The organism is Bradyrhizobium sp. CCBAU 53338, from assembly GCF_015291665.1.
Lineage (GTDB): Bacteria > Pseudomonadota > Alphaproteobacteria > Rhizobiales > Xanthobacteraceae > Bradyrhizobium.
On record NZ_CP030048.1, the window covers coordinates 2,185,922 to 2,209,401 of the forward strand.

At 61.8% G+C, this 23,480-nt stretch carries 21 protein-coding genes; 9 read left to right on the forward strand and 12 right to left on the reverse strand.

The window, feature by feature from the left end; all coding sequences use genetic code 11:
- Window positions 1-51: 51 nt before the first annotated feature.
- Window positions 52-981: an AraC family transcriptional regulator gene (locus XH90_RS10285; RefSeq protein ID WP_194481005.1), complete on the forward strand. Its 930-nt coding sequence runs from the start codon at window positions 52-54 to the stop codon at window positions 979-981.
- 101 nt (window positions 982-1,082) lie between these two features.
- Window positions 1,083-2,012, forward strand: coding sequence for an AraC family transcriptional regulator (locus tag XH90_RS10290; RefSeq protein ID WP_194481007.1), 930 nt, complete (start codon window positions 1,083-1,085; stop codon window positions 2,010-2,012).
- A gap of 17 nt (window positions 2,013-2,029) precedes the next feature.
- On the opposite strand, the gene XH90_RS10295 is transcribed toward XH90_RS10290, so the two are convergent.
- From XH90_RS10295 to XH90_RS10315, 5 genes are all read right to left on the reverse strand, one after another.
- Window positions 2,030-2,962, reverse strand: coding sequence for a catalase (locus XH90_RS10295; RefSeq protein ID WP_194481009.1), 933 nt, complete (start codon window positions 2,960-2,962; stop codon window positions 2,030-2,032).
- Window positions 2,963-3,298: 336 nt separating this feature from the next.
- Complete coding sequence (locus XH90_RS10300; RefSeq protein ID WP_194481010.1) at window positions 3,299-4,507, reverse strand: MFS transporter; 1,209 nt, start codon at window positions 4,505-4,507, stop codon at window positions 3,299-3,301.
- A 108-nt stretch (window positions 4,508-4,615) separates the two neighbouring features.
- Complete coding sequence (locus XH90_RS10305) at window positions 4,616-5,098, reverse strand: cupin domain-containing protein (protein ID WP_194481012.1); 483 nt, start codon at window positions 5,096-5,098, stop codon at window positions 4,616-4,618.
- A gap of 113 nt (window positions 5,099-5,211) precedes the next feature.
- A complete protein-coding gene (locus XH90_RS10310; RefSeq protein ID WP_194481014.1) occupies window positions 5,212-6,573 on the reverse strand; it encodes an NAD(P)/FAD-dependent oxidoreductase in 1,362 nt (453 codons plus the stop codon).
- An 11-nt stretch (window positions 6,574-6,584) separates the two neighbouring features.
- Window positions 6,585-7,079 carry a DUF302 domain-containing protein gene (locus XH90_RS10315; RefSeq protein ID WP_194481016.1) on the reverse strand — a complete coding sequence of 165 codons (495 nt, stop codon included), beginning with the start codon at window positions 7,077-7,079 and terminating at the stop codon, window positions 6,585-6,587.
- A 268-nt stretch (window positions 7,080-7,347) separates the two neighbouring features.
- On the opposite strand from XH90_RS10315, the gene XH90_RS10320 reads away from it, so the two are divergent.
- Window positions 7,348-8,064 (forward strand): peroxiredoxin-like family protein, encoded by a 717-nt coding sequence (locus XH90_RS10320; protein WP_194481017.1) that lies wholly within the window; start codon window positions 7,348-7,350, stop codon window positions 8,062-8,064.
- Between the two features lie 38 nt (window positions 8,065-8,102).
- Here XH90_RS10320 and XH90_RS10325 read toward each other — a convergent pair whose 3' ends face one another.
- Window positions 8,103-8,990, reverse strand: a complete 888-nt coding sequence (locus XH90_RS10325; RefSeq protein ID WP_194481019.1) for a LysR family transcriptional regulator — start codon at window positions 8,988-8,990, stop codon at window positions 8,103-8,105.
- Window positions 8,991-9,176: 186 nt separating this feature from the next.
- On the opposite strand from XH90_RS10325, the gene XH90_RS10330 reads away from it, so the two are divergent.
- Window positions 9,177-10,001, forward strand: coding sequence for a 3-hydroxybutyrate dehydrogenase (locus XH90_RS10330; RefSeq protein ID WP_194481021.1), 825 nt, complete (start codon window positions 9,177-9,179; stop codon window positions 9,999-10,001).
- 70 nt (window positions 10,002-10,071) lie between these two features.
- Window positions 10,072-11,214: a patatin-like phospholipase family protein gene (locus XH90_RS10335; protein WP_194481023.1), complete on the forward strand. Its 1,143-nt coding sequence runs from the start codon at window positions 10,072-10,074 to the stop codon at window positions 11,212-11,214.
- On the opposite strand, the gene XH90_RS10340 is transcribed toward XH90_RS10335, so the two are convergent.
- From XH90_RS10340 to XH90_RS10360, 5 genes are all read right to left on the reverse strand, one after another.
- Complete coding sequence (locus XH90_RS10340) at window positions 11,181-11,726, reverse strand: hypothetical protein (RefSeq protein ID WP_246755759.1); 546 nt, start codon at window positions 11,724-11,726, stop codon at window positions 11,181-11,183. The genes XH90_RS10335 and XH90_RS10340 overlap by 34 nt on opposite strands.
- A 154-nt stretch (window positions 11,727-11,880) precedes the next feature.
- Entirely contained in the window at window positions 11,881-12,390 is a 510-nt protein-coding gene (locus XH90_RS10345) for a DoxX family protein (protein ID WP_194481025.1), read from the reverse strand.
- Entirely contained in the window at window positions 12,387-13,169 is a 783-nt protein-coding gene (locus tag XH90_RS10350; RefSeq protein WP_194481027.1) for a DNA-binding domain-containing protein, read from the reverse strand. Before XH90_RS10350 ends, XH90_RS10345 begins: the two co-directional genes overlap by 4 nt.
- A complete protein-coding gene (locus tag XH90_RS10355; RefSeq protein ID WP_194481029.1) occupies window positions 13,159-14,064 on the reverse strand; it encodes a DUF692 domain-containing protein in 906 nt (301 codons plus the stop codon). The genes XH90_RS10350 and XH90_RS10355 overlap by 11 nt, the downstream gene beginning before the upstream one ends.
- A gap of 40 nt (window positions 14,065-14,104) precedes the next feature.
- On the reverse strand, window positions 14,105-14,410 hold the full coding sequence (locus tag XH90_RS10360) for a DUF2282 domain-containing protein (protein ID WP_194481031.1): 306 nt from the start codon (window positions 14,408-14,410) through the stop codon (window positions 14,105-14,107).
- Between the two features lie 298 nt (window positions 14,411-14,708).
- Between XH90_RS10360 and XH90_RS10365 the strand changes: the two genes are divergently transcribed.
- The 4 genes from XH90_RS10365 to XH90_RS10380 all read left to right on the forward strand — a co-directional run bounded on the left by XH90_RS10365 (window position 14,709) and on the right by XH90_RS10380 (window position 21,037).
- Window positions 14,709-16,802: an adenylate/guanylate cyclase domain-containing protein gene (locus XH90_RS10365; protein ID WP_194481033.1), complete on the forward strand. Its 2,094-nt coding sequence runs from the start codon at window positions 14,709-14,711 to the stop codon at window positions 16,800-16,802.
- Window positions 16,803-17,406: 604 nt separating this feature from the next.
- Window positions 17,407-17,874: a DUF4396 domain-containing protein gene (locus XH90_RS10370; protein WP_371748341.1), complete on the forward strand. Its 468-nt coding sequence runs from the start codon at window positions 17,407-17,409 to the stop codon at window positions 17,872-17,874.
- Entirely contained in the window at window positions 17,871-19,085 is a 1,215-nt protein-coding gene (locus tag XH90_RS10375; RefSeq protein WP_194481035.1) for an FAD-binding domain, read from the forward strand. The genes XH90_RS10370 and XH90_RS10375 overlap by 4 nt, the downstream gene beginning before the upstream one ends.
- Before the next feature lie 134 nt (window positions 19,086-19,219).
- The gene (locus tag XH90_RS10380; protein WP_194481037.1) at window positions 19,220-21,037 is read left to right on the forward strand and encodes a chloride channel protein; all 1,818 of its coding nucleotides are present in this window, start codon (window positions 19,220-19,222) and stop codon (window positions 21,035-21,037) included.
- Between the two features lie 27 nt (window positions 21,038-21,064).
- Here XH90_RS10380 and XH90_RS10385 read toward each other — a convergent pair whose 3' ends face one another.
- A complete protein-coding gene (locus XH90_RS10385) occupies window positions 21,065-23,458 on the reverse strand; it encodes a trehalose-6-phosphate synthase (protein ID WP_246755761.1) in 2,394 nt (797 codons plus the stop codon).
- Between the last annotated feature and the right edge of the window lie 22 nt (window positions 23,459-23,480).

Sequence of the window (23,480 nt, forward strand, 5' to 3'; positions counted from 1 at the left end):
TTCGCGGGCGGATGATCTGCCCGGTCCAGCTCCAGGAATAGGCCGACTGATATGTTGCGTGCGGGCGCCTTTGCAGAGATGGTCAGGCGGCAGTTGCGCTTGCGGGATGCGCCGCCCTCGCTGGTCACGCGTTCATTGCGCGGCATCGACCTCGCGCTCACCGAAACCCAGGACGTGAATCCCCAACCGGGCCGTTCCGGCTCCATGGCTGATGAAGCCTATCTCGTCAGCCTGAAACTTCACGACTACCCGGACTGCGAGCTCTGGGACCACGGCAAGTGTGTCATGAAGGCGGACGTCAGAGCCGGTACGACCTATCTGTACGACCTCAGGAGCGATCCCGGCTATGTCATCGACAAGCCGTTCCATTCGCTTCAGTTCTATCTTCCGCGTTCGGCCCTTGACGGTCTTGCCAAGGAATCTCGCACGCCCCCCGTGGGGGACCTCGCGTGTCAGTTTGGTTTTGGCCATGACGACAAGGTCATGCGTCATATCGGGGCGTGTCTGCTGGAAGCGCTCCGTCGTCCGGACGAGGCCAATCAGCTTTTCATCGATCACATGATGCTCGCATTTGCTGCGCACGTCGCCCAGGCTTATGGGGGATTCCAAAACGCTGCCGGATCGGTTCGCGGTGCTCTCGCCCCATGGCAGGTGAAACGAGCCTGCGAAAGGCTCGATGCGAATCTCGGCGGGACTCTATCGTTGCAACAGATCGCGGCGGAGTTCGATCTTTCGGTCAGCCATTTTTCGCGTGCGTTTCGCATTTCCACGGGCCTGCCACCGCACCAATGGCTGTTGCGACAGCGCGTCAAAGCAGCCCAGCAGTTGATGACCGTCCGCGACTTGCCGCTGTCCGAGATCGCGATCTCGGTCGGGTTCGCCAACCAGAGCCACTTTACCAAGGTGTTCTCAGCGCAAGTCGGCGTCAGTCCGGCAACATGGCGTCGCGGATCGCTGGGCACCGGCGAAAGCGATATGTAATCGTGCGGTCTGCCTCGGAGGGCCGCTTCATAGTTGTGGTTATCGCCTTCGGTCGATGAGGAGCACTCACTCCGTCCAATTCTACGCAAGGAGTGGCGCATATGAAGTTGACGGGTTTCTATGGCCAGACTGTCAAGCGGTTCTTGCACTTGGAGCACGAACCAGTCTCGTTAATCACGCGTTCGCTACGAAACGCTGAGATTGCAGTTACCGAGACCAGGGATGATGCGCCTGTGCCACGCTCGTCCGGCGAGATGGGCCTTCAGGATGCCTATGTCGTCAGTCTGAAACTCAACGATTACCCGAATTGCGAGATCTGGGAACGCGGCAATACTATCAAGACCGACATCCGGGCGGGCGCAACATACGTATATGACATGAAGAAGGATCCGCGCTTCTTTATCAACAAGCCGTTCCACTCTCTTCATTTCTATCTTCCGCGCTCGTCGCTCGATGGTATCGCTGAGCAGTCGGCCGCGCCACGCGTCGCTGAGCTCCCCTCTCAGCTCGGCGTCGGCCATGATGACCCGGTTATCCGTCATATCGGTGGAGCGCTCCTGCAAGCTCTGCGTCGGCCGGCCGAGGCCAACCAGCTCTTCATCGACTACATGATGCTCGCATTTGCGACGCACGCCGCGCAGGCCTACGGCGGATTAAGGTGGGGCGTCAAAGTGTCGAGGGGCGGTCTGGCGCCATGGCAGTTGAAGCGGGCCTACGAAAAGCTCGACGCTGATCTCGGCGGAACACTTTCGTTGCAGCAGTTGGCCGCCGAGTTCGGTCTCTCGGCCAGTTACTTTTCGCGCGCGTTTCGTGCCTCCACCGGCCTGCTGCCGCACCAATGTCTGCTGCACCAGCGCGTGAAGGTGGCGATGCAGTTGATGACCCTGCGGGACCTGCCGCTGTCTGAAATTGCGATCGCTGTGGGATTCGCCAACCAAAGTCACTTCACTAAGGTGTTTTCGGCGCAAGTCGGCGTCAGTCCGGCAACATGGCGTCGCGGATCGCTGGGCACCGGCGAAAGCGAGAACTGATCAGAGGATGCCCCCACTCAGCGACGCTTTGCCAGCGAGATGGCATAGGCGGCGCTGCGCGCCGCGAAGATCTCATCGGGCGGATGGGCGATGCCTTCGGCGAGATTTGCCGGATCGAGGATGGAGACGTCGCACGTTTCGTCCGGCTCGAGGCCGGTGATCACGATCGTTCCCAGCCGAACCTCTTCGCGATTGTCCTCGTCGGGCCATCGGATGGTCACATCAGTGGTGGGGTCGCCGGGACGATCGAGCAGCGCCATCACGCTGAAGCGGACGTCGCCGCTGGCGACGCGATGTTCGAGGTCGTCGTCCAGCACGTTGGCCGTAACGTCGCTCTTCGCCGGCGCGGCGTCTGCGCCGACGGGGGCAACCTTGAACTTGATGAACCGTGTTTCGCCGGCGGAGTTCGTGGCCGGAAATGAATGCACGCCCCAATAGGTCGTGCCGGCGAAATTCCGGGGCAGCGGATGCGCGGCGATGTAACTGGCCTGATGCAGCGTTTCGGGATTGGCCACGGAAAATGCCCTGATCCTCTCAATATCCGGTTTGCCGTCCGGTCCTGGAACGCGCGCCTTGAGGAAAGCGAGCATCTGCTCGAGTGTCTTCGCGAAGTGCACCGGAGCGCTTTGCGTGAGAATGTCGGAGCGGTGATGAGTGTCTCCGAGCCTGAAGCTAAAGCCGCGCAACGCGAGGTTATCGGTATCTGCCACATTAAGATTGTTGCTGCCGATCGAGAAGCGCGCAAGCACGCGCGATGGCCGTGTGAAGCTTCGGGATCTCGTGATCTCCTCGGCTCGATCCGACGGAACGTAGGTTCCGCGGACACATCTGCCTTTGGCAAAGCTTGCGCGCCCCTGTGGCTGGTCGCCGGCGACCGCTTTCAGGGCATCGACGATCCCCGCGAGCGTGGCGGTCCGGGTTCGGGACGTTGGGGGCTTTGAGGGGGACACCACCGACGATCTACTGGACCTGCCACCTCGTGACTCCAGAGCGATTGCTGCGATTCCAGAGCTATTGCTGCCAACAGGGATCGCGGCCCCAATATTGGACGATGGTTGGGGCCGGGGCTTCGACCGCGATCAGATCGGAACCCGAATCGAATGTCGGTGCCGGCAGCGCGCCTCCAAGGTTGGAACCTGTGGCGGGGGGCAGCGGGTCATTCGTTGCCGACGCGGCGTGACCTAGGTGTCTCCGGCCGTAGTGATCATCAGACAGCATAGCCGCATGTTTGAGCGATTATAGTTCTCGCGAAGAACGGACGTAGAGGCGATCGGAGTGGATATTCATCAATTCACACTCTTCAACTTGAAGGTCAAAAGCGCCGCTGAACCTAGCGCAACCGCGACGCCGATCGCGCACGCCGCCCATCCCATCAGATCAAAGACCTGTCCAAGCACCGCGGTACCGGTCAAACCTCCGAGGAAATAGCAGGCAAGATAGGTCCCGCTGGCAACACCGCGGTTTTCGGTCGTGGCCTGCCCAACGAAGCTGGTCGTTGCCGCCTGAGCGAAGAACGTCCCAACGCCGACCAGGACCATGCCGGTCAACACCTCGGCAAGATGCCGGCCCAGCATCAAGAGCACGCCAAGCGCCGCGAGGCCGAGCGCGCCCCAGATCGCCGGTCGTGGTCCGATGCGCGCGGCGACCTTGCCGGCGAAAAGGGTGGTGACGATTGAGGGCAGGAAGACGAAATAGACGAAGCCAAGGTCCATCATGCCGAGCGAGAGTGGCGGCCGGACCAGTACGAAATTCACGAACGTGAAAGTGCCGATGAAGGCGAACAGGATGCAAAAGCCGATGCCGAAAGCTGCGCGAAGCCGTGGATTGCGCCAGTGGATCAACAGGGTGGCCAGTGGCGAGGCAGCCGTGGACATCGCATGCATCGGCTGCACGCGATTGATGGTGAAATAGACCAGAACGGCGCCCGTCAGATTGAGCGCGGCAAAGAAATAGAAATTCCAGGACAGTCCAAAACTGTCAGCGACGGCGGCCGAGATCAGCCGCCCGATCAGATTGCTCGCGACATTGCCGGTGATGTAGGCGGCAAAGGCACCGCCGGCATCCATCGCGCTGCATTGTTCGCCGAGGTAAGCGAGCGTCAGCGCAAACGCCGACGCCATGCACAGGCCTTGCGCGACGCGGAGAGCCGTGAAAACAGCGAGATTCGGCGCCACCGCAAGCAGACTGGTCGGGATCGCGAGCAGCGTGAGACTGAGAAGAATGCCAAGCCGCCGGTCGATATGCGGGCTGAGGAAGCCGACGACGAGGCTAGAAATCGCCATGCCAAAGGTAGAGGCGTTGACCGCAAAGCCCATGGCGGCCGGTGTCACGCCGTAGTGCCGCGTCAGCGATGGCAGGATGGCCTGGGTCGCGAAGAGATCGACGACCGTCAGGAACGCCGTCAAGCCGATGACGAGCGAGCGGAAGGCGACACCGGGCGAGGGTCCATGCATCGCCATGTTGGCCGTTCTGATGTGCGCGGACAGATCCGTCATGACACGGTGTCTCCTGACGAGAAGGGAAATGTGACGTCCGGCATGCGGGGCAGCAGGGGGGTTCCGGGCGTCACATCCGGTAACGAGAGCAGGGGTCTGATGCACTCGCTACATGTTGTGGTCGTGCTGATCCTTGCGGACGTCGCCGACGTAGAGAATGACGGTCTCCTTGCCGAGGTTCTTCCACCAGTGCGACGTACCGAAGACCTCAGCCCTGATCTCGCCGGCCTTGTGCACGATCGGGTCGACGCAGTTGGATGCATATTCGACGATCTGGCCTTGCTGCACGAAGATCAGTGCCGGACGGTCGTCATGGCTGTGCCAGGGCACGATGCCACCGGGTTCGATCGTCAGCTTGCGGAAGCGCAGCTCGCGATCCTTGATGTTTGCGGGCTGCTTCTCGAGGTCGATCGAACCAAGCGTGACGTCGGTGACGCCGACAGGCTTGTAGTCTACCATCTGCCGGGCATTCGGCTTGATCTTGTCGGCCGGGCATTCGCCGGCGAAGGCCGGTTGCGCGGTGAGTGCGACGGCGCCGGCGAGGGCGACGGCCGACCAGATTGCGTGCGAGAGCTTGGGGTTCGTGGTCATTTCATGTGTCTCCTCTGTTGGCCGCGACCTTCGGTCACCGGCTATGGCATCAGCATCGTCGAAGTGGTGCGCTTGATGAAATGCTGTCTGTCTCTTGAGACGATAGCGTGCCGCTATGCGTGCCCGAGCATGTGCTTGATGTCGGCCGAAAACGTCGGATAGGCGTAGACGCTGTCTCGGAGCTGGCTGGCCGTGATGCCGAACTTGATCGCGAGCCCGAAAATGTTGATCAGCTCCTGGCCGCCATGGCCGACGAAATGCGCCCCGAGGATACAGTCCGAGAGGCGGTCCACGATCACCTTCGACCAGGCGACGGTCTCGGCATAGGACCGAGCCGAGAACCAGTCGCGGATGTCGTTGACGTGAACGTCGATGGTGGCGCCGGCCTGTCGTGCCGTGGTTTCGGTGACGCCCACGGCGGCGAGTGCCGGCACGGTGTAAACCGATGTCGCCATGCCCGCATAATCGGGCATGTGTTTTGCTCCGGCAACGATGTTGCGTCCGACGATGTCGCCTTCATAGGTCGCGATTGGCGACAGTTGCGGCGAGATCGGGACCGCATCGCCGCAGACATAAACCCGGGGGTTTGATCTCGAGCGCAAATATTGATCGATCGCGATGCGGCTATTGTCATGCTCGACACCACCCGCGGCGAGATCGAGGCCGTCGATATTTGCCACGCGGCCGGCGCCATTGACGACGCGATCGGTCACAGCAGCGTACTCGACGCCGTCATGGGTGTAGATCACGCGAAGCTGCCCGCCGACGGCCTCTATGCACCGGACGCCGACGCCGGTTTCGATCTTCATTCCGATGCGCTCGCTCTCAGCTCGCAATTGGGCGACCGCGTCGGCGTCCATGGTAGGCAGAAGCTGCGGAAGCGCCTCCAGAATGGTTACGGCCGCGCCGGCCCGCGCATAGACGTGACCGAATTCCAGTGCAATCACGCCGCCGCCCACGAAGATCACCGAGGTCGGCAGCACCCGGTCGCTCAGCATGTCGTCCGAGGTTATCATGTGCTCGGCACCGAGAATCGGCAGGGGCCGCGGCCTCGATCCCGTTGCGATCACGATATGGCGGCCCTCCAGCAGACGGTCGCCGACGCAAATGGTATTGGGCGAGACAAAGGTACCAAAGCCCTTGATCACCTCGACCTCGCGGCGTGCCATCGCGCGGGTGAGATTGGCCGGAATGTCCTTGATGATGTCCTTCTCGCGGTCGATCAGTGCGGCCCAGTCGAGGCGGGGCCTGCCGACCGCGATGTGGTGCACCGCGGCGCGCTCGATGTCGTGCAGCGCCTGACCTGCGGCAACCAGCACTTTTTTCGGCGTGCAGCCGCGGTTGGGGCAGGTGCCGCCGAGATCGGATGCTTCGATCATGGCGACGGACTGGCCGGCCCGCCGGACCGGGCCGGTCACGCCGATCCCGGCATTGCCGCCGCCCAGGATCACCACGTCAAATGTCTCGCGTGCCATGGAAGCAGCACCTATTTGCCGGTGATGGTAGACGTTATCGATCTAACGACCGTCGTCGCCATCTTGAACTGCGCTTCGCGATTTGTGATGTTGTGGCGCTTGGCGATCCAGTCGAAATCGGTCCAGACTGCCCAGACGTCGCCGTTGTCGTCCTGCGTCAGCAACAGACGCACGGGCCAGTCGAGCCCGGCACTGGGATTAGCAGTGATGAACTGGATGCCGAGTGGCGGATTACCGAAGATGAGCAGCGTTGAGGGATGCAGCTTGATGCCAGCGTCAGCGGCAAGCTTCGATTGGTCCACCTCGAGGAAGAACTTGATGCCCTTGGCAGCGATGTCGGCCTTGATGCGGCTGATTGCCTCTGTCATCGGCACGGCACTTTTCACGCGAACGACGCCGTCATCGCTGTCGGCGCGGGCCGCCGGGGCGGCGCCCGACAGCAGGAGAAATATCAGTGCCAGCGGGGTGGCGAAATGGGAGAGACGCGAGGCGATTTGGCGATTCATGACCGGCTCCTGACGGCTGCAGCTTCGACTGCGCTCAGGATGGACGCCGCACTGAACGGGGTGAAATGCGATCTCGCTCTCGATGCGATAGCCCTGTGCTATCGGGCTTCGATAGGCGACAGCTATCGAACCGATTGGGGATCGGCATTTCCGCCTTCAGAAAATCGGGCGTTCGATGCCACGGTGCCCAGTCGGCGTTGACGGTGACCCTTGCAGGGGGGCCAGAACGCAAAATAATGTCCCTCGCACCATGTGCCGGAGCGGAAGAATGACGTCCCTGACCCCATCCGATGCTGAGCAGTTGAAACTCGCCTTTCAGCGCTGCCGCGATATGGAGGGCACGCTGAACGAGCAGCTTCGTGCCTATGCGGATGCCGGCCGTGAGATATTTCCTGCTTACGGGGACGCGGTCGATCGCCTGGTCGAGCGGCTGAGCCAAAACGGGGGCGGCGAGAACGCGCCGCGTCCGGGCGAGGTGATGCCGCCCTTCATGCTGCCCGACGATAGGGGGCAACTCGTTGGGCTGCCATCATTGCTGGCATGCGGACCTGTGGCGGTGATGTTCTTTCGCGGGCACTGGTGTCCCTACTGCCGGTTGAACGTCCGCGCCGTGATCCAAGCGCAGGACCGGATCCGTGCAGTAGGCGCACAGATCGTCGCGATCATGCCGGAGACGCAGGAATATACCGGGAAGTTCATCGCTGATTCGGGCGCACCGTTCCCGGTGCTCACCGATCTCGACAACGGCTATGCCCTGTCGCTCAACCTGGCGATCTGGCTTGGCACCGAGATCCAGCGGCTATTGTCATACCAGGACATGGCAAAATTCCACGGTAATGACGGCTGGATGCTGCCGATCCCGGCTGTGTTCGTTGTTGGTCGGGACGGCCTCGTCAAAGCCCGCTTCGTCGACCCCGATTTTCGCAAGCGCATGGAGATCGACGATTTGCTCGCGGCGCTGGAGAGCGGGGGCCGGGACAATTAGTTCTACCGTCGCCTAGTCCTCTCCGACAGGAGGAAAGATCACCCCGCGATCGTCCGCCAATCCGCGCCGCGCAGCATCCGCATCACCGTGTTCGCGACGGCTGTGCGCTGACGGCCAGCGACGCCGTAGAGGCTAACGGTGCGGCGCGCGTCGAGGCCGCTAACAGCGGCACGCTTGAGGCTCCCGGGCACCGGTGAGGAGTGCGGCACCATCGCGATGCCGATGTCGGCCTCGACGAGCTCGATGAGGTCGCGCTCGCTGGATATCTCATGGCCATGATCGACATCGATGCCGTGCTCGCGCAAGCTCGACGAGATCCGGCCGGCATGCTCGCAATAGTTTCGGCTCAGCATTTGCTCTGCGCGCAGATCGTCGAATTCGATCGTGCTTTGGCTCGCAAGCCGGTGGTCTTTTCCGATCACGAGGTCGAAATTCTCGGTGAATAGCGGCCAGACGTCGAGCCGCTCCCAGGTCCCGTCGATCTCGGCGGCAATGCCGAGCTCGGCTTCACCTTTCTTGAGATAGTCAGCGACTTCGCGGCTTGAACCACGCAAGAAGCGGAATTCGAGCCGGTTGAACTGCCGCCTGATCTGATTGAGGTGGGGGATGAGCAGTGAAAGATCGATTGCATGGGTCAGCGCGACACGAAGCGCGCCGACCTCACCGCTCTTGAAAGAGGAGGCGAGTGAGCGTGCGCCGGCGGCGGCCTCATAGCACTGCTTCAACAGCGGATGCATCCGTTGGCCAAGCTCGGTCAGTTGTGCAGCCGGCCGCTCGCGGCGGAACAAGTCGCCGCCAAGCTCGGCCTCGAGCTGCTTGATGGCGCGCGTCAGCGAGGGTTGCGTCACGTTGCATTCCTCGGCGGCGCGCGTGAAGTTCAGGAGTTGCGCTACCGCGAGGAAATAGCGGACCTGGTGCATTTCCATGGATCGGCTCCCGGCAGGATCGTGAAGGAACCTACCCGATCGGGGCGGGGAATGACATCCCAGGCCCGATAGCGGGGGCGTATCATTACGGAAGCCAGCCGGCATTTCCGTTTGGGGAGGCGGTCGCTCACAGTCTGCGAAAGTCGGGGTCCGGTCGCCGGACCGCTTATCGCACGAGGATCGGCTATGAACATTCCCGTAAAACCGCAAACGTCGCAAGCCATGCAGGCACTCGCCGGCAAGGTCGCCCTGGTCACGGGTTCGACCAGTGGCATCGGGCTCGGCATCGCGCGGGCACTCGCGGCGGCCGGCGCCGATGTCGTCCTGAACGGGCTCGGCGTCGCCGCAGAGATTGGCAAGGTTCGCGAGCAGATCGCGGCCGAGTTCAGTGTCAAGGCGAGCTTTTCACCGGCCGACATGACCAGGCCGAGTTCGATCGCCGAGATGATCGCGGCGACCGTTGCGCAATCCGGCCGGCTCGACATCCTCGTCAACAATGCCGGCATCCAGCACGTCGCGCCGTTGGATCAGTTTCCCGTCGACAAATGGGACCAGATCCTTGCGATCAACTTGACCTCAGCCTTCCACACCACGCGGCTTGCACTACCCGTGATGCGCCAGAACGGGTTCGGCCGCATCATCAACATCGCTTCGGCCCACGGCCTTGTAGGCTCGCCCTTCAAGGCGGCCTATGTCACCGCCAAGCACGGTATCGTTGGCTTGACCAAGGTGACGGCACTGGAAACCGCGGAGGAGGCGATCACCTGTAACGCGATTTGCCCCGGCTATGTCTACACGCCGCTGGTGGAGGCTCAGATCGACGGCCAAGCCAAGGCGCACGGCATTTCCCGCGATCAAGTGATCCGTGACGTCTTGCTCGCCCAGCAGCCCAACAAGCGGTTTGCGACCATCGACGAGCTCGGCGCGCTCGCGGTGTTTCTGTCGACTGAGGCCGCAGCCTCCATCACCGGCATCGCGCTTCCGGTGGACGGCGGCTGGACCGCGCATTGACATGAGCCGGCGCAACAAGCCGCGACGATTCGCGAACATCCAAACGGTGCAAGCTCACAGGGAGCGCGACATGAACCGCAATACACAGAGTATCGGGTCACAGGACCTGCCGGGCCAGATCGTGCTGGTGCTGCAGGGCGGCGGCGCGCTCGGCTCCTACCAGGCCGGCGTCTACCAGGCCCTGCATGAGGCCGCCATCGAGCCGGATTGGATCATCGGCACCTCGATCGGTGCAATCAATGCCAGCCTGATCGCTGGCAATGAGCCGCAGCATCGGCTTGAGCGCCTGAAAGTGTTTTGGAAGCGGATGGAGCAGAGCCCGGCCTGGAGCTTCCGCACCGCATTCCCAGGCTTCAACGAAAAGCTCACCTATTGGTCGACCGTCACGAGCGGCATTCCCGGCTTCTTCCGGCCCAATCCACTGGCGCATGCCGGCGATTCCTATCCGCTCGGCGCCGATCACGCAGGCTTCTATTCCACTGCGCCGCTCGAGAAGACGCTGAACGAGCTTGTCGACTTCAGCCTGGTCAATCGCTGCACGCCGCGGCTCACGGTGGGCGCGGCCCATGTGCGCTCGAGTCGTATGCGCTATTTCGACAGCCGCGACGGCGAGCTGACGGTGAAGCATGTGATGGCGTCAGGTGCGCTGCCGCCGGCGTTTCCGGCCGTGCGCATCGACGGCGAGCTTTACTGGGACGGCGGGATCCTGTCCAACACGCCGACGGAAGCAGTGTTCGACGACAATCCGCGCAAGAACTCGCTCATCTTTGCCGTGCATCTCTGGAATCCCGTAGGTGGTGAGCCAACCACGATGGCCGAGGTCCTGAACCGCCACAAGGATGTCCAGTATTCCAGCCGCATTGCGAGCCAGATCACGCGCCAGCAGCAGGCGCATCGCTTGCGTCACGTCATCAACCAGTTGGCCGCAAGGCTCCCCGAGCACGAGCGCAGCAATCCGGCGGTCCGTGAGCTGACAAGCTATGGCTGTCCGACGCGAATGCACGTGGTGCGACTGCTCGCCCCGCAACTTGACCACGAGACGCACACCAAGGATATCGACTTCAGCCCGACGGGCATCATGCGGCGGTGGGAGGCTGGCTATGCTCACACCCGGGCAGCATTGGCAAGCAAGCCATGGGAGGGAGAGTTCGACCCTCTGGCGGGCGTGATCCTGCATGATCAGCGGGAGATGATGCCGATGGCGGCCGAATGAGACATGCCATCGGACTGTTGTCGGTTCGTCTTGACCGTGACGAGCCCGCCGCGAGCGGTCCAACGAGAGGATGTCCGTGGCGATATGACCACGGACATCCTGTTATGTCTTGGGAGCCAATCCTGGACCAGATAATGCTTATAGCTGGTACGGAAGAAGCGCGCTGTTCCGCAGAACAGGCTCTCGCTGCGCTTGTTCCAGCCAACGCCCTTGTCGGTCCTGAAGGCGTCCGCGATCTTGGGTTCGTCGAGGAAAGTCGCTGAGACGAGGTTGCCGACGGCGCCGAGGAAGACTGGGCTGTCCTCGTCTGCCAGCGCCAAAATCTGCTCCGGCAGCATCGAGAATTTGCCTGAGGTGCAGTCGTACTCAACATAGCCTGAAGCGGCCTGTGCTGCGACCCATTCGCGGATGTAGCGCTCGGCGGTGCCGGTCGCCTTGGCCAGAGCGGCGGCATCCATCGGACTGTCTTTTGCAAGAGCCGTGTAGAGACCGAGCTTGCCGCCGAGCAGCAAGAGCGACGCGGCTCATCGCTGCGCCGACATCGCCGATCATCTTGCCCATGAAAGAATTGAAGCGGTCTTCGTTGACTTCCATGACGTTCCTCCATGGCGTTCGAGTTGAGCTTGAGGGCTTCGCGCACGGACGGTCACAACTATCCGGGTGTTATCAGTCGGGATGCATCACAAACCTGCAAAACAAATGATCGAGCGAGACGCGCCCAGGTCCATAGGCCATGATCGCCAGCGCCATCGCGGCCCAGGTGATGTGGACCGGCCAGCCGTCCGGCACGGTGAGCTCGACGATGACGGTCATGAACAGCAGCCCAAGCGCGGCAAAGCGCGTGCCGAGGCCGAGCACGAGCAGAACCGGGAACATGATCTCGCCGCAGCCGGACAGGAAAGCCATCGTCGCAGGGATCGGGTAGTGATAGGGGCCACCGGGCAGATGCAGCATGAATTCGTCGGTAAACAGCGTCACCGCAACGTCGCTTAGCTTGAGAAAGCCGGTCCATTTGAGGATCCCGGAGCGCCAGAATGGGACCGCCAACGCCAGGCGCAGTGCGAGCTGCACCATGGATGGAGTCGCGATCGTCTGGACAAGACCATTGGCCCGGTCGATGAGCGCTCCGAAAGAGGGCAGGATGTTCGAAGGCACGATCCGTTGTTCCGAGATCATCTTGCGTCTCCAGACGTCAGCGAGGCGAAGGCGCCCGCCTCGAACAGGCCGGCTATGTTGGTGGCGAGATCGAATTCAGGTGCGTCGTCCAGCGCCGCTGCGGCGGCTTCTGCCAGCATGCATCCCGACATCAGGCAGGCCAGGAACGCCGCGCCGCCGGGTGGCAATAGTCGCACCACGACATCGGCGTCCGGCCGAGTGATCAGGGCGTCTTCCGGTACAGATGCGTCGATGGTGTTCGCAGCCTCCGTGCCGCGGTTAGCGGCGAAGATGGTTACCGCCGCGTAAGGCGACCGCACCACGCAGGCCGCCGGATGTAGTGTGAAGACAAGGCTTGCCAGACGATCGGGCGCGACTGTTGCAAGCGAAGATGGCAACAGCGGCGCGGTGTCGGCGGCGTGATAGGCGTCAAGCCATGCCCGCTCAATCCGCGCGACATCGGCGAGCCAGGGCAGCGATCGAGCATGTTCATAGCCCTCGATGAAGGCCGGAAAATCGCGACCGTAGTCGAACAGCAGCGGGGACGTCGGCGGGGTTTCGCGGATATGGAAACGCGCCATGGCGCGAAAAAAATCCGTACCCGTCAGGCGCTGCACCGCCGGGTAGATCGACGCGAGCGCGTCGATCAGGCTGACCGTGACGTTGTTGCGATAGACGTTGTAGCACGTGGCGGCCGATTTGCCGCACGGCCCGGTCACGATGCTCGGTACCTCGCTGCCAGGATCGAGCAAGGCAGGCGCGAACGCGGCCGCGTAGGAGGCAGTCGGTTCAGGCTGCACGACGAACCCTCCCGATATGGCGATCCAGGATCGCCTGTGCGGCCGCGGCTTCGGCCTGCAGGACGGGCCAATCCGGAATATTGCTGTCCCATTCGATCAGCGTCGGAACGGGACCGCAGCGCGCGATTACGATCTCGAACAGCTTCCACACTGCGTCCGCGACCGGACCGTCATGGCTGTCGATCAGCAACAGCTTGCCTTCGTCATCGCCCTGCTCGGCGTGGCCAGCAAGGTGAATTTCACCGACACCTGCCAAGGGGAAGTCAGCAAGATATTGCAGTGCCGAGAAGCAGTGGTTGGCCGCGGATACGAAGACGTTGTTGATGTCAAGCAACAGGCCGCAGCCGGTCCGCTCGGCGACGGTGCGGATGAAGTCGGTCTCGCACATCGTGGAGTTGCGGAGCGCCACGTAGGTCGAGGGGTTTTCCAGCAGGATCGGCCGCCGGATTGCCTCCTGCACCTCGTCGATGTGGTCGCAGACGCGAGTAAGGGTTTCCTTGTTGTAGGGCAGTGGCAGAAGATCGTTGAAGAAGCTGGTCCCGTGTGTCGACCATGCCAGATGCTCGGAGACGAGCGCTGGTTGATAGCGCGCGACAAGGCCGCGAAAGCGTGCCAGGTGCGCACGGTCGAGCGGCGCGGGTCCGCCGATCGACAGGCAGACGCCGTGCAGCGAGAGCGGATGATCGCGGCGCAATCGTTCCAGCATCCGATGGGGCGGTCCGCCCGCGCCCATGTAATTCTCGGCGTGGACCTCGAAGAAACCACGGTGCGGGCATTCCTCGAGAATTGCGGTCAGGTGCTCCGGCTTGAAACTCGTCCCGGCGACGCCGCCGACGGGAGGCGAAAAGCGGAGGGGGACGGCCGCGGACGTCCGGGGCCTGATCGTTGCGTCCATGTCGCTCCTCCGCGCTGGTTTGCCTTGATGTCGCCTTAGCTCAGACCGGCTTGAGCGAGCCCTTCTTGCCGCCAGGCAAATCGATGCTGGTGCAGGTGCCGCCCTGGACGAACTTCCATGCGTTGCCCTGGAAATCGACCGTTGAGGTGCCCTGGCAGGTTGTGCCCGGTCCGGCAGCGCAGTCGTTCTGGCCCTTCAGCGCGACGCCGAAGCACTTTTCCTTCTTGGCAGCGATGGCGGCATCGGCCTCGGCCTTGGTCAGCGGAGCGGCGGAAGCGAGGGTTGCGAGTGCGGTTGAGACGGCGCCGGCGACTACAAGCGAACTGATGGTGGTCTTGGCAGACATGAGATCTCTCCTCTGGAGTAGGGCGATGGGCCCAGTGTCTCGATCGTCCTCGCCGCAGCCGCCGTTACCGAAAGCCCGCTCACGAGTTGGTGAGACCGTTGGGTAAAGCGCACGACGTCGTGCGCTTGGGGGGCGAATTAGCGGCAGGCGGGGAGACAATTCCAATGCCTGGTGTCTATGGAGACACTAGCCGGCGGGCATTGGCCGGCATTGCCGGCATCTGCAAGATGTAACGAACGGCTGCGGGCCTGCGAAGAAGGCTACCAGTTGCGCCTCGCCAACCCGTTGGATCAAAGCCATGAACGCCGACCCCGGACGCGTGATATCGAGCCAGGCGCTGCGGCGGCTCACGGTCAGCATCCGTCTCGCAGTGTCGGCGCTGGTCCTGACCGCGATCCTTTTGACCGCAGCCCTGTCCAGCCTCCTATGGTGGCGCACGGCGGAGGCAACCAGCCGGCAACTTGCCTCGACCATCAATGAGCAGATCGTCGCGGCCGTCCGCAAGGAAGTCGGCGCGATCGTCGACGAAGCGCGCGCGGCGCACACTGCGATCCGCACACTTTTCCTGCAGAACGTCCTCGATACCCGCGAGGCCGACAAGCGCGAATTCGTGTTCCTGTCTCAACTGCAGTCGCAGGCGACGATTTCCTGGGTCGCGTTCGGCTGGCCCGACGGCGCGTTCTTTGCAGCTCACAAACTCGGCGATGGCCGCCTGGAAATGATGGAGATCTCGCTCACCGATCATGCCGGCCAGCGCCGCGTCGACGAATACGATGTCGTGCCCGGCGATATCGAATTCGCCAACCGCCGTTTCGAGCCGACGGATTTCCGCGTTGCCGATCGCACCTGGTTCAAGACCGGACTGAAGGCCGAAGAGCCCGAATGGTTCAAGGTCACGGACCATCCGATCGGGCAGCGTCCATCGATCGCCTTTGCGGGGCCGATCGACGTCTATCAGGAGCGCCAGGGCGTCCTGGCGATCATGATCGAATACACGCGCCTTGCACGCTTCCTCGCCCAGCTCGAGGTCGGGCGCACCGGAACGGCCTTCATCTTCGACGGCAACGGCGAACTCGTCGCCGCGCCCGACAAGGACGCAGACGAATTGCACCCCGCGCGCGGTGACCAGAAGCTGTTGCCGCTGGCGCAGAAGGCGCTGGCCCAGGCCGGCACTGCCAAGGACAGCTGGCGGAGCCGGCTCACCTCAGACGGTGCCGCCTACGAGTTTGCACTCACGCCGCTGCCGTTTCCCGGCTGGCGGATCGCAACCATCATTCCAGAGGCCGAGTTTCTCGGCCCAGTCGAGGCAACGCTACGGCACTTGATCCTCGGCCTCGCCGTCGGCGCGGTGCTTGCGGCGCTCGCTTCCGCCTTGCTCGCCCGCACGGTGATTGCGGCACCGCTCTCCCGTGTCGTTGGTGAGATCCGCCACGTCGAGACCTTTGCACTGGAGCTGGTGCGCCGCCATCCCTCGCGACTGAAGGAAATCGCAAGCTTGTCGGGCGCCATCGCAGAGATGGCAGCCGGCCTCTCGGCATTCCGAAAGTTCATTCCGGCGGATCTCGTCCGGGCGCTGTTGCGCCAGGGCGTCGAGGCAAAACCCGGTGGCGCAATCCAGGAATTGAGCGTGATGTTCGTGGATGTGGCGGGCTTTACCGGCCTTTCGGAGCGGATGGGCGACCGTGTCGTACCCTTGCTGTCGCGCTATCTCGACCTTGCCTCGGAAGTCGTCGTCGCCAATGGCGGGACGATCGACAAATTCATCGGCGATGCCGTGATGGCCTTCTGGGGCGCACCGCAGCCGCAAGCCGATCACGCGGAGCGCTGCTGCCGTGCCGCGCTGGACATCCGCCGCGCCATCGTCGAGTCCGGCCTCACCGACGATCTCGGCGATCCCCTTCAAATCCGCATCGGCATCAATTCCGGCCGCATGCTGGTCGGCAATATCGGCTCCGAGTTGCGGCTGAACTACACGGTGATCGGCGACGCCGTGAACGTTGCAAGCCGCCTGGAAAGCGCCAACAAGAGCTATGGCACGCAAGTCCTGATCGGTGAGGCAACCGAGCGCCTTGCCCGTGGTGCCATTATCACGCGCGAGATCGACAGCATCGCAGTCTACGGCCGCGAGGAGGGGGTCGCGATCCATGAGTTGATCGGTTTGGCGGGCGAGGTCGACGCAGAGCGCCACGCCGCAACGTGGATCGCGCGCTATGAGCGCGGTCTTGCCAAATATCGCAGCCGCGACCTCGAGGGCGCGGTCGTTGATTTCGAGAAGGTGTTGTTGGATCGACCCGAGGATGTCGCGGCGAAGGCAATGCTAGCGCGGTGCGAAGAGCTTCTGAAAGGCCACCACGAATTTTGGCGTCCGGTCACGATCCTAAATTCAAAATAGGTCGTACGACACATCGCAACTGCATCGATGGACGGATAGTCTCGCCACTGCGGAGCACTTCTCCGCCGGCGACAGCCCTCCGCGGATGGGTCTTGGCGCAAGTCCGCATTTTCGCTGAGGCCGTCTCCGTTAGACAGCTGCGGAGAGAATGAATGATCGAGGAGCGCCCCAGTCAGCCCGGCAGTCCCGAACTGAAAAGATTGAGAGGCTGGCAATCATCCGGCGGATTGCGCTGGACTACCCTTGGCCTACCGCAAGCGTGGCCTGTGATGAGGTACTGCCGCCATGGCGTAGCTGTAGTCGAACTAACGCATGCTTCCGAGCGTTCTTCGTCCTAAACCTGGGAAGCATTATGGTTTCGGCTTGGCTTCACGACCTAGCGTTAGCGTTCCTTTCACTCGGAATTGTCTGCGCCGTCGTCATTGCAATTGACCTCATTCGCCATCCGCAGCACATGTGGATCATGAACGTAGTCTGGCCAGTCAACGCTCTGTTCGGTACCGTACCAACGTTGTAGTTCTATTTTCGCTTCGGACGACTAGCCGTACGCGACGTCGAGACATCGAGCGATAAATCGACCAACGATTCGACGCCGTATTCGGCGATGGTCGCCAAGGGTGCAATGCACTGCGGTGCCGGATGTACGGTAGGGGACATTATCGCCGAGAGTCTCGCTCTGGCGTCTCCGGTGATTGCCGTCTGGGCCGGATGGCACAGCTTGTTTTCGGAGAAGATTTTTGCGATCTGGATCGTGGACTACATCTTCGCTTTTGTACTGGGCGTCGCCTTTCAGTACTTCACGATTAAACCGACGCGGCAGTTGTCGCCTGGCGAGGGAATTCGACACGCAATGAAGGCAGATGCGCTCTCGCTCACCGCGTGGCAAGTCGGCATGTACGGCTTCATGGCGATTGCGCAATTCGTTTTGTTCCCAAAGCTCCTGGGGCAGAAGCTCGAGGGTTCAATGCCGGAGTTCTGGTTCATGATGCAGATTGCCATGATGGCCGGCTTACTGACGAGCTATCCGGTGAACTGGTGGTTGATCAAGGCCGGTGTTAAGGAGAGAATGTGACAACGGTCCTGATCTCGGGCGCAGGCATCGCTGGACCGACGCTTGCTTTTTGGCTTAAAGCTGCGGGGTTTGAGCCCACGCTCGTCGAGCGCGCACCTGCCTTGCGTAGTGGCGGTTACGTTATCGACTTCTGGGGACTTGGCTACACGATCGCCGAACGGATGGGACTGCTCCCGGAGATCAACCGCGTTGGCTATCGCGCGCAGGAACTGCGCATCGTCGATGACAGCGGTTGTCGTTTGGCCGGCTTTGGCACTCGGGTGTTTTCCGAATTGACGAACGGGCGCTTCGTCACCCTCCAGCGCAGCGATCTTTCGCGTCTCTTGTTCGACAGGATCGCCGGCCAAGTCGAAACCATTTTCGGCGACGAAATCGTTGCTGTCGAAGAGCAGGCAGAGTGCGTCAAGGTCGAACTGAAACATGGCGGCCAACGTCGGTTCGATCTCCTCGTCGGTGCCGACGGGCTCCATTCAGTCGTCCGGAAGCTGTCTTTTGGACCCGAGGCGCGGTTCGTACGAAATCTAGGCTACGTCGTCGCGGCTTTTGAGGCTCGTGGTTATCGTCCCCGCGATGAGGATGTGTATTTGATCTATGGCCAGCCTGGCCGCATGGTCGGCCGCTTCACGCTGCGCGACGATCGCACGTTGTTCCTACTGGTGTTCACCGCAGGAGTTGCGACATTGCCGGATGTACCGGGCGCACAAAAGGCGGTCTTGCGTGAAGTCTATGGCGGCGACGGTTGGGAATGCGATCAGATGCTCAGGGAGCTAGGGCCAACCGGCGATCTCTACTTCGACAGCGTGAGCCAGATCAGAATGCCGAGCTGGTCGCAAGGTCGGGTGATCCTTGTCGGTGATGCCGCCTTCTGCGTCTCGCTCCTGGCCGGCCAAGGGTCGGCACTTGCGATGATATCAGCCTACGTACTGGCAGGCGAACTTGCCGCAGCTGGTGGACGACATCGGGAGGCGTTTGCCAGATGTGAGGCGCGGCTGATGAGCTATATCCAGAAAAAGCAACAGGCGGCCGAGCGCTTTGCCGGCGCGCTCGCGCCGAAGACACGCTCGGGAATGCTTTTTCGCAATCTCGTGACCAGAACGTTTGCCATACCTGGCGTCGCGAGGCTCGCAATAGGACGCGATATCGCGGACGAACTGGAGCTTCCCGACTACAGCTGGCCCTCCCTCGACCGATTGACGTCGGCCGCCCAATGATGCCCGAATTGAAGCACGCTGATTGGGACCACCAGCTTGATGTGACGTCTTACGGCGGCACTCGGTCGGCGCCGTTCCAGCACAAGGCGTTCATTCCATGACATGTCCGTTCCTGTATCGATCTTGAAAACCAAATGCCCGCAGCCCTGACGTCCAGCGAAAGCAAAGCATTGATCGGTACGATCCCCAAGCCGCTCGCCGAAGAGCGAAGGGTCAGCCTGCTCGTACTCTGCGGTCTAGCACTGGTGATCGGCGGCATGACCGGGCTTGGCGCCGTTGCCTTTCGCGTTTTGATCGCCTTCGTGCACAATCTATTTTACAGCGGGGCACTCAGCTTCGTTTACAACGCGAACGTCAGCGAGGGGCCGAGCCGTTTTGGCGACCTCTTGCTGTTCTCGCCGGTGATCGGCGGCCTCGTCGTCGTTTTCCTCGTCCGGCGCTTCGCGCCCGAAGCGAAGGGCCATGGCGTGCCTGAAGTCATGGACGCAATATTCTATAAGCACGGAAATATCCGCGGCACTGTCGCCTTGATCAAGGCTTTGGCTTCAGCCGTATCGATCGGCACCGGCGCCGCTGTCGGACGGGAAGGGCCCATCATTCAGATCGGCTCGGCGCTCGGGTCGGCCTTTGCCCAATTCATCGGGCTCTCGACCCGGCAAAAGATCACGCTCCTCTCGGCAGGTGCCGGCGCCGGCATTGCCGCAACGTTCAACACGCCGCTCGGCGGGGTGCTGTTCGCTCTCGAAATTCTCCTGCCCGAAGTCTCGAACCGGACATTTCTCCCCGTGGTTGTGGCCACGGGCGCTGCGACCACGATCGGCCGAATATTGATCGGTCCTGACCCAGCTTTTGCGGTTCCGGACATTCAGTTCAACATGGTTGCGTCATTCAACGTGCAGGAAGCGATAGCCTTTACTTTGCTGGGCCTGCTCTGTGGCGCGGCAGCATGGGCATTTATTCGCCTGCTCGTCTTCATGGAGGACGGGTTTCCGAAGCTGTCCGGCAATGAATACATCCAGAATATCATCGGCATGTCGATAGTCGGCTTGATGATGGTGATTCTCACCCATACCTTCGGTCATTCTTACGTCGATGGCGTCGGCTATTCGGTGATCCAGGACATCCTCGACCACAAGATGACGACCGCGGGGCTGCTTGCGCTGCTGTTTGTCCTGAAGCTAACTGCCACAACGGTGAGCCTCGGCTGTGGGGCTTCGGGCGGGATATTCTCGCCCTCGCTCTATCTCGGCGCCACATTGGGCGCAGCTTTTGCCGCGGCGAGCAGCTCCATTCTCCCTCATTCCGGACTGACGCCATCCTCGGCGGCTATCGTCGGGATGGCTGCGATCGTCGGCGCGGGCACGGGTGGTGTCATGACGGCCATCGTCATGGTGTTCGAGATGACGCGGGACTATGCAATCATTGTTCCGGTAATCGTCGCGGTTGCGCTGGCCGCAGGCGTGAGACGCGCGCTCGTCAACGAGACGATTTACACGGTGAAGCTGCGCCATCGCGGTCACCGCATCCCGAAGGAGCGACATATTAACCTCTATCTGGTGAAGCAGGCTCAGGACATCATGGAACGCCGCTTCATCGTTGCCAAAGCAGGCACGACGCTGAAGGAGGCCATGGCCGCGGAGGACGTCGATGACGCCCGTGCCATTGTGGTTGAGCGCGATGGCCGGATCGTCGGACTCATTCCGCCACGTTCCGGCCTTTGGGTCGAATCGCATACCAATCCCGGGCTTCTGGTTGAGACATTTGCCGAAAGGCGGCTGGTGATATGCCGGGACCAGGACCTGTTGAGCCTGGTATTTGCAAGGTTGAAGCGCCACCGCGCGGGCGCGGCAATCGTGTTCCGTGGCGGCTCACGTCCCCGCGTGGCTGACATCGTCGGTATCGTCACAAAGCGCGTTATCGCTGACGCGGTGATCAATAGCTACGAGGACTGATCGTCTGCGCGAGGGGCTGCCACTGGCTCATTCGCAGCGGCCCTCGACGTCCATGGAAATACAGAGACGTGCATCAGCTGTTTTGCGCTCGCCAGGCGCTACTGGTAGCGGCGAGATCCGGTCAATTCCAGTTGGGTTCGCTGATGCGATGCGCTGGCGCTGTCGAAGGCGCGCTGCATCCAGCAGCATCTGGGCTGCCCATCGATAGACGTTGCGCTCTCGCACGAGTTCGCGCATCAGGCGCATGCGGTCACGCTGTTCCGCAACCGACATGCGCAACGCTTGCAGGAACGCTTCCGCCATTCCGTGTGTGTCGTAAGGGTTGACAATCAGCGCTTCAGACAGCTCGCGCGAGGCACCGGCGAAGCTCGACAGCATCAGCACCCCCTGTTCGTCGTCGCGCGCGGCGACGAATTCCTTGGCAACGAGGTTCATGCCGTCGTGCAGGCTTGAGACTATGCACATATCGGAGGCCCTGAAGAGTTCGAAGACCTCAGTGGGTTCGTGATGACGAACCACGAGGCGGACCGGTTCGAAGCCATCTCGGCCGTGCCGCGCATTGACCTTTGAGACGAGTTGCTCGGCCTCCGCCTGTAGGGCGCTGTAGGGGCCTAGCTTGCTGCGCGTCGGTGCAGCAGCCTGAATCAAAACGAAACGTCCGACCCATTCAGGATGTCGGGTCAGCAGATCATCAACCGCGCGAATGCGATCGAGGATGCCCTTGGTATAGTCGAAGCGCTCAATGCCGATGGCAATTCGCATGTCGGACGGCAGATCAAACCGCCTCCGGACCGCGTCACGACATTCGCGTACCGGAGCTTGTTGGGCAAGCGCGGCCGGTGGCCACTCAATCGAGATCGGATAGGGCCTGATCAGCGTTTCCTGACCGCCGAACGTGATGGATGCATGCTCCCGGTCGATGCGGCTCTCCATGAACCGATCCGCCGCCTCGATAAAATTGTTGCAGTGGAATTGCGTGTGGAAACCGAGAATGCTGCTCCCCAGCAAGCCGTCGATGATTTCCCGGCGCCAGGGACAGATTCCGAAGGTTTCGGCGTTCGGCCAGGGGATGTGCCAAAATGTGATAATCGTCGCTTTGGGTAACCGGTCGCGGATCATCCGGGGCAGCAGCGCGAAGTGGTAATCCTGCACCAGCACGACGGGATCATCGCAACTCGCCTCCCGAACGACCACATCGGCAAAGCGCTCGTTCACTCTGCGGTATTGCGTCCAATCCTCCTCTCGAAAAATCGGCCGGACGAATGCGATATGGCAGAGAGGCCAAAGCCCCTCGTTCGCGAGGCCGTAGTAATATCCATTTTGCTCTTGTTCTGAGAGCCATACCCTACGGAGCAAATAAGCAGGATCGGCGGGAGGCACGCGCACTCTATCCGTGGCATCGACGGTGTCTCGGTCGGCTGAACCCGAGCCGTGCGCTATCCATGTGCCTCCGCAGGCTCGCATCACCGGCTCGAGCGCGGCGACCAAGCCGCTCGCCGGGATCTGCAATGCGATGCCGTTGTCGGAATGGTTGTGGATGTAAGGCTCGCGATTGGAAACGACCATGACTTGAGCGCGCGGTAGCTCTTCGACGAGCACGCGGTGCAGCGTCCTGGGCGACCATTCGATGTGAATGCCATATGCAAAGCGCCGCTCCATGCGCAACTCGGAAAGCGCCGCGTGGACCTCGCGATTGAGAGGAAAGTTGCTGCGTTGCGGCGGCCCGGTAGCGTTACCCTGCTGTACCTCGACGAGTGCACCGCGGATCGAGCGGCTCCAGGCACGCATCAGTGTCAGTACGATTGCCGTCCCAAGCAGGCCCAGGCCTGCCGTTACCCCTACGAGCGCGAGCACGGTATAGAGGCGCGCCTCGCTTGCGCGCTCCTCGATGAACGCCAGATCGTGCAGCACCAGGAGATGGCCCGTCGAAACGCCTCCGGTGATCGGAAAGGAGCTTATATGGATTCGCCGTCCGGAATCCGTAACAGTCGCGAAGGCGCTGGACTTGTCCCGCTTGACGCTGTCACAGGTGACCGCTTTCGGAAAAGCCTTGGTTGCGTAGCGCAATTGCCCAGGTTCGGTGCAGAAGCCGAGCGCCAGAATGCGTTCGTCCTCGGTAATCCGCTCGAACACGGGAACGAGATCGATCTCGGGTCTGGCCGTCATCGCCGTCGCCACCTGATCCCGGATCGATCGAAAGACAAGGCGCGAACGAAGGTCGATGTCGCGCTGCGACCAGTCCTCGACCATGACCGATGCGAGGAGCGTGAGAGCGGCAATCACAAGACCAATCGCGGCAAGCCCAAGAATGACGTACCGCGTGACAGGACTTCCGAACAACCGGTCAGCACCAATGCGGTGCATCAGGCGGCCATAGCCTCGCATGATTCCGCCATGTTCGACGTTTGCTCGATGGGCCATCGTCAGGAAATCCGGTTCGACG